General features: G+C 41.2%; 5 protein-coding genes and 1 pseudogene. 3 read left to right on the top strand and 3 right to left on the bottom strand.

Translation table 11 applies throughout. From position 1 onward, the window contains the following. Window positions 1-53: 53 nt before the first annotated feature. Window positions 54-257 (bottom strand): annotated as a pseudogene (locus tag HWQ40_RS10015) (cytochrome b/b6 domain-containing protein); the annotation flags it as partial. A 226-nt stretch (window positions 258-483) separates the two neighbouring features. Here HWQ40_RS10015 and HWQ40_RS10010 point away from each other — a divergent pair. The 3 genes from HWQ40_RS10010 (at window position 484) to HWQ40_RS10000 (ending at window position 3,155) form a co-directional block, all read left to right on the top strand. Beyond that, window positions 484-786, top strand: a complete 303-nt coding sequence (locus HWQ40_RS10010; RefSeq protein WP_292777189.1) for a hypothetical protein — start codon at window positions 484-486, stop codon at window positions 784-786. A 277-nt stretch (window positions 787-1,063) separates the two neighbouring features. Further along, a complete protein-coding gene (locus HWQ40_RS10005) occupies window positions 1,064-2,554 on the top strand; it encodes an SIMPL domain-containing protein (RefSeq protein WP_292777186.1) in 1,491 nt (496 codons plus the stop codon). A gap of 247 nt (window positions 2,555-2,801) precedes the next feature. Beyond that, window positions 2,802-3,155, top strand: coding sequence for a hypothetical protein (locus HWQ40_RS10000; RefSeq protein WP_292777184.1), 354 nt, complete (start codon window positions 2,802-2,804; stop codon window positions 3,153-3,155). On the opposite strand, the gene HWQ40_RS09995 is transcribed toward HWQ40_RS10000, so the two are convergent. Then, window positions 3,130-3,696, bottom strand: a complete 567-nt coding sequence (locus HWQ40_RS09995; RefSeq protein WP_292777182.1) for a GNAT family protein — start codon at window positions 3,694-3,696, stop codon at window positions 3,130-3,132. The genes HWQ40_RS10000 and HWQ40_RS09995 overlap by 26 nt on opposite strands. A gap of 373 nt (window positions 3,697-4,069) precedes the next feature. Beyond that, window positions 4,070-5,614, bottom strand: coding sequence for a PAS domain-containing protein (locus HWQ40_RS09990; protein ID WP_292777180.1), 1,545 nt, complete (start codon window positions 5,612-5,614; stop codon window positions 4,070-4,072). Window positions 5,615-6,000 lie beyond the last annotated feature (386 nt).

Raw genomic sequence — 6,000 nt, 5'->3', positions numbered from 1 at the left:
GCTAATCCTCCGAAACCTTATTAGGTTCTAGTTTCTAGCCAACGAATCGCACTACCTCCTGCAAGCCAACCTCCTAAAGTAAATATCGGAGGAATATGCAAACCTGCACGCCCACCAAAAACAGGGTTGGCGTTGTAAATTTGTAGTCCACTGGTGAGCATGATAAATAGACTAATGATGTTACAAGAGTGGAAAATTTTGGCTCCTATTGCTTGAGTGGGTCGCTTTCGAGTTGGAGAGGGAACGTTGGAAGTCATAATTTTTGACTGATAAAATTTGCTGTTTATCTGTCTTGGGTAAATAGCCCAGCAAGTTTGGAGGTGGGCATTGCTTATCTTTATTTTCTCATCATTAGATTCAGTATTCTGATATTGATGATCTCCATCTGCTGTTTTAATTGTCAGTTTAGGTATGCCTAGGGTTGTTCTAACTGGAGTTTAGACTAAATATAAATGAGGGAAAAAAGGAAAAAAAGGGGTTGGATTGAATACAGTCCCCAAATTGGCACAAGCACCAGAGTTGAATCACCTACTCTTACCTGCCAGTATGAAACTTGCCAGGCTAGAAGAATTACTTCAAGTAGCTTATCAACATTTAGGTAGAGCCAAAGATGCTACCTTTGAATTAATAGATGCGATATTGTTGAATCGAAATATTTATTGCCTAGCAGATTTTGAGTATCTTGTAACCGTTGTTTTCAACTTGTGCTTTCAGCGATTACCGCATCTGTTTCTAGCTGGGTTCGTTGTTGTCGTAGTAAAGTATTTTTCTATACTTGTTGTTTAATAGAGCTAGTTTATCCCGTTGTTGTTGCAATTGCTGTTTTTTATCCGAGGGGTATATCGCTTTGTAACCCACAGCAAGCAGTACGGAATTACTCTTTCTTGGTGGAATGGGGTTTTCTGACAACCCTAGAGTTGTCAAATTATCAGATTTTGGCTGGCGAATGCGAGAGCGTTTTTTATCCAGTATGTATTGGTGATAAACGCGGTTTACTTTTCAGACATCCTTTAAAATTAAAACATCAACAGGTATCAAACATCATTTAAGTAAGGAGAATAAGATGGTTAACACAGCTAATCTCACAGGTGTGAGAAATTTGAGTCTTGCGATCGTCGATCCCTTGATTGGTAGCACTGCTCCAAAAACTACTCAGATATTGGAAGTTACTGGTCAAGGAGAGGTCAGCGTTGCCACTACTTTAACTGAGGTAGAATTGGGGATTAAAGTAGAGGGAAAAACTGCAACCGAAGTTCAACAAGCAGCTGCTCAACGTTCAACAGCGGTAGTTGATGTGCTGCGAAACCTTGGGGCGCAAGAACTTCAAACTACATCTATTCAACTAAATCCTGTCTATAGCTATGAAAATAATACTCAAACCCTAACCGGCTTTGAAGGTCTCAACACACTTCAGTTTGAGTTACCAACAAATCAAGCTGGGGCAGCAATTGACAAAGCTATCCAAGCAGGCGCGAATTTAATAGAGAATATAAGCTTTACTGCCTCAGACGAAGCATTGCAGCAGGCACGTCTGCAAGTTCTGAGCGAAGCTGTTAAAGATGCCCAAGCTCAGGCTCAGGCTGTTTTTAGTACCTTGAAGTTAACCCCCGGAGAGATTATTAAGATTGATATTAACTCAGATGACAATCCTAGACTATCTCCCTTGGTGTCTAATCTAGCAGCAGATAGGGTTTTTGCAACAGCTGCTACAACTCCGATAATTGGCGGTCCTCAGACGATAGAAGCTAGTGTTTCTCTAGATGTCGGTTATTCTCCAAATTCAGCAGGGACTCTCGCTTCGGCTACTGATAATCTCACAGGTGTGAGAAATTTGGGTCTTGCGATCGTCGATCCCCTGATTGGTAGCACTACTCCAAAAACTGCTCAGATATTGGAAGTTACTGGTCAAGGAGAGGTCAGCGTTGCCACTACTTTAACTGAGGTAGAATTGGGGATTAAAGTAGAGGGAAAAACTGCAACCGAAGTTCAACAAGCAGCTGCTCAACGTTCAACAGCGGTAGTTGATGTGCTGCGAAACCTTGGGGCGCAAGAACTTCAAACTACATCTATTCAACTAAATCCTGTCTATAGCTATGAAAATAATACTCAAACCCTAACCGGCTTTGAAGGTCTCAACACACTTCAGTTTGAGTTACCAACAAATCAAGCTGGGGCAGCAATTGACAAAGCTATCCAAGCAGGCGCGAATTTAATAGAGAATATAAGCTTTACTGCCTCAGACGAAGCATTGCAGCAGGCACGTCTGCAAGTTCTGAGCGAAGCTGTTAAAGATGCCCAAGCTCAGGCTCAGGCTGTTTTTAGTACCTTGAAGTTAACCCCCGGAGAGATTATTAGCATTGATATTAACTCAGATGACAATCCTAGACCATCTCCCCTGTTGTCTAATCTAACAGCAGATAGGGCTTTTGCAACAGCTGCTACAACTCCGATAATTGGTGGTCCTCAGACGATAAAAGCTAGTGTTTCTCTAGATATCGGTTATTCTCCAAATTCAGCAGGGACTGTCGATCTAGCTCTTTATGGATTACAGTGATCTGCTTAGAGGATGTTTTAAAAGTCCCAGAAGGTATAATTTTACCCTTCTGACTTGGGTTAGCTCTGATGAGAAATCAAGGTTTTAGCCATGTACTGAGATACTTAGCTGTGCTAATTATGAAAGCAAAAGACCCTTTTAAAACATCCTCTTAATCAGGACTTACGCAACTGTCACAAGCACGTGGCGTGGTGTAGTTGCGCCACGTGACATTCTCATCGGTGGTGTAGGTGCTGACTTTTTCCTTTTGGATTCCTTGGAACAACACCAAATAAAATGTGAGCAATGCCTGCGGCGGGCTACGCCTACGCACTCTCTGGGATGGCATTGGTGCAAAGAGCGATCAATAAGCTATCTGCTGATTTATAGCCCCTACGATTCACAGATTGAAGCGATCGCTCGTTTGTTTCAAGCAGAATTTGACACGGGTGGAATCGGTGGTCATCTTTATGCCGAATCGCTGATACAGGTGTTGATTGTTCACTTGCTGCAACAATACTGTGCATTTACACCAAAAATGCAGCCCGATGTGGGAGGAATGCCTAACAATCGACTCCAGCAGGTGTTGGACTACATTAGTCTGATCGCAATAAAACGATAAATTGCATTCCATCACTCCCGCGCTCAAAGGATTGCTGATGCTCGAATCCCAATTTCTGCCATACCCGTATCGCACGCTTATTGAATGCGGCGATCGTCACCCGAAAAGCTTTTGGCTTAAATAAACTGTCTGCAAATTCCAATACGGCATTGGCATACTCAGCACCCTTTCTTTGTCCGGTCAAGTCAGGGCGAATTCCCATGCCAATATCCAACGCCTGATTATGGTAATTACCACCAGTGACCTGTCCATCTTGTCCAAAAGAACAGTAAGCTACCAACTCGCTATTTTCATCCATAATGCTGTAGAAGGTATTCTGGGGGTGAAGAATATGTTGTAGTAGATTAGCTTCATCCTCTAAGTAATTGTATAAATTATAGGGTGGCTTATATCGCCAACTTAGGATAGTGCGTGCGTTACTCTCATCGATTAGGTGAAACGTGAACATTGCTGACTGTGCTGTTTCTACTACCTTACCCCTCACTTTACGCTTAGTATAACTCTGCAATGCTAACTGGTAGGCGTAGCCCGCCGTAGGCATCGCAAGAATGACCTAAATCATGATTAGATATAGCAAGAAAAGTTTATCGTTTATCCAGCAGCACACTGTACCTTCATTTGTGGGGAAGTGTACTGATGGCTTGTGCTGTAATTTAGGTGTTCACAAGACAATACCAAATGTATCAAACTCAGATATTGTGAATGTATCGACTTGCATTGTGAATGCATCAACTTGCATTGTGAATGCATCGACTTACATTGTGAATGCGGCGGCCGCCTTGTTAATGCATCGACCTGCATTGTGAATGCGACGGCCGCCTTGTTAATGTATCGACTTACATTGCAAATGCGACGGCCGCCTTGTTAATGCATCAGCTTGCAAAAATTAACACCTCTTCCCCAAGGCTAATTACCTAAAAGCTAGCGTGTTTTCTAATCACGGCATAGTGTCTTGCTGTTGTATTCATTTCAATGACCAACTCTGTGCCTTGACCTAATTGAGAATTACACTTAAGTTTACCTTGATGTTTTTCAACTATAATTTGCCGACTAATTGATAGTCCTAGCCCTTGACTTTTGCCTACTGGCTTGGTTGTAAAAAACGGTTCAAATATATGTCTTTGAATATGGGGAAGCATACCTTTGCCATTGTCAAAAATGCGAATTATAACTTTGTGTTTTTTTCCTAGTAGTTTGTCATTTACCCAAGGTTCATTATTATTGACCAATGATAAATGACTGCTAACAACTTCTGTATGAATCAAAATTTTTGGAGTAAAAGAATAATCATGCTTTATCCTTTCTTCTAAGGCATCAATGGCATTAGTCAAGATGTTCATGAATACCTGATTTAGTTCACCAGGGTAACACTCGATTAAAGGTAATTCAGCAAAGGTTTTAATTACTTTAATCTCTGCTCTATCAGGCTTTTCTTTGAGACGATGTTGCAAAATCCTGAGAACACTATCAAATCCTTCATGCAGGTCAACCTTTTTCATTTGACCTTCGTCAGAAGTAGAAAAATTACGCAAGGCGAAAACAATTTCTTTAACGCGCTCAGAACCGGCTCGCATTGACCACAGTAATTTTAAAAAGTCTGTCTTCACGAAACCAAGGTCAAGGTGTTGCAAATGTAAGGCAATGACTGGGGTAGGCGTGGGATAGTAATATTGGTAAAGTTCAATAATTCTGATTAAGTCTTCAGCGTATTGACTCGCGGGATGGAGATTACCGGAGATAGAGCTAACGGGGTTGTTAATTTCGTTAGCCATATCCGCCACCAGTTGACCGAGATTAGCCATTTTCTGGTTATGCAATAACTGCTTTTGGGTATATTTGAGTTCTTCGAGGGTAGTTTCTAGCTGCTGTGATTTTTCCCTAACTTGGTCTTCGGTAGACTGGCGTTGAGCAATTTCTGTTTGGAGTTGTTCAAATAGTTGGTATTGTTGAGTAGCGATCGCTTTATCCTGATTAATATCCTTGTGCGTTCCTACCATCCGCACTGGTTTACCGAATTTATCCCACTGGAATACTTTGCCACAAGTCAAAATCCACTTCCACTCCCCGGATTTAGTCAACATTCGCAATTCGACTTCAAACACAGGTGTGCATCCTTGGAGATAATCGTGCAATACCTGGCGAATTCTTGGTAAATCCTGTGGATGTACAAGTTGCTCAAAGGATTTATAATTGTTGTCGATTTCGTCTACTTTATATCCCAGGATGCTTTTCCACTGGGGATCGTAATAGGTTTTGTCAGTTATGAGATTCCAATCCCATAACCCCAAGCCACTAGCGATTAATGCCATTTGTAAAGCGGCTTGTGAGCATTGACAAGTATCTAAATTTTCTGGAGATAAATCTTCTTGAGATAAGTCTTTTGCTTCTAGGAAACTTTGAGAATCTTGTACTGAATGTGGAGCTTCAGATTCATGGGTAGCGGGTTCTTGGATATGCATAGCTGCTGGTACGATGAGGAAGATATTCTGTAGCTCTCTCTCTACGCTGTTTTAGCACCCTGACGATTCAGTTATGGACAAATCGCCTAGTTGGTTTATTAGGCTGTAACTTAGGTCAGGGATATATCAGCCCATATCATAAATTGGGATGGAATTTAGAAAAAAGTAAATGGACGCGTATAACCTCTGTTGCGATCGCAATAGCAATCTTTTAGAAAAAATCGCTACATTGTGTGCATCTACATTCTAAGATATGTCTAAAAAAAGTAGTTCAAGTCACATATAATTACCTAAAAACCCCGAAAAATTTGTAAAAAAAATTCTATGATTGAATCACGCCAAATAATTTCAGGATGCAAAAAATTGTCAAGGCTTTTTTGTAGCTT

This window comes from Nostoc sp. NMS9, from assembly GCF_017114995.1.
GTDB lineage: Bacteria > Cyanobacteriota > Cyanobacteriia > Cyanobacteriales > Nostocaceae > Nostoc.
This window is presented reverse-complemented; position numbering and strand designations above follow the sequence as displayed.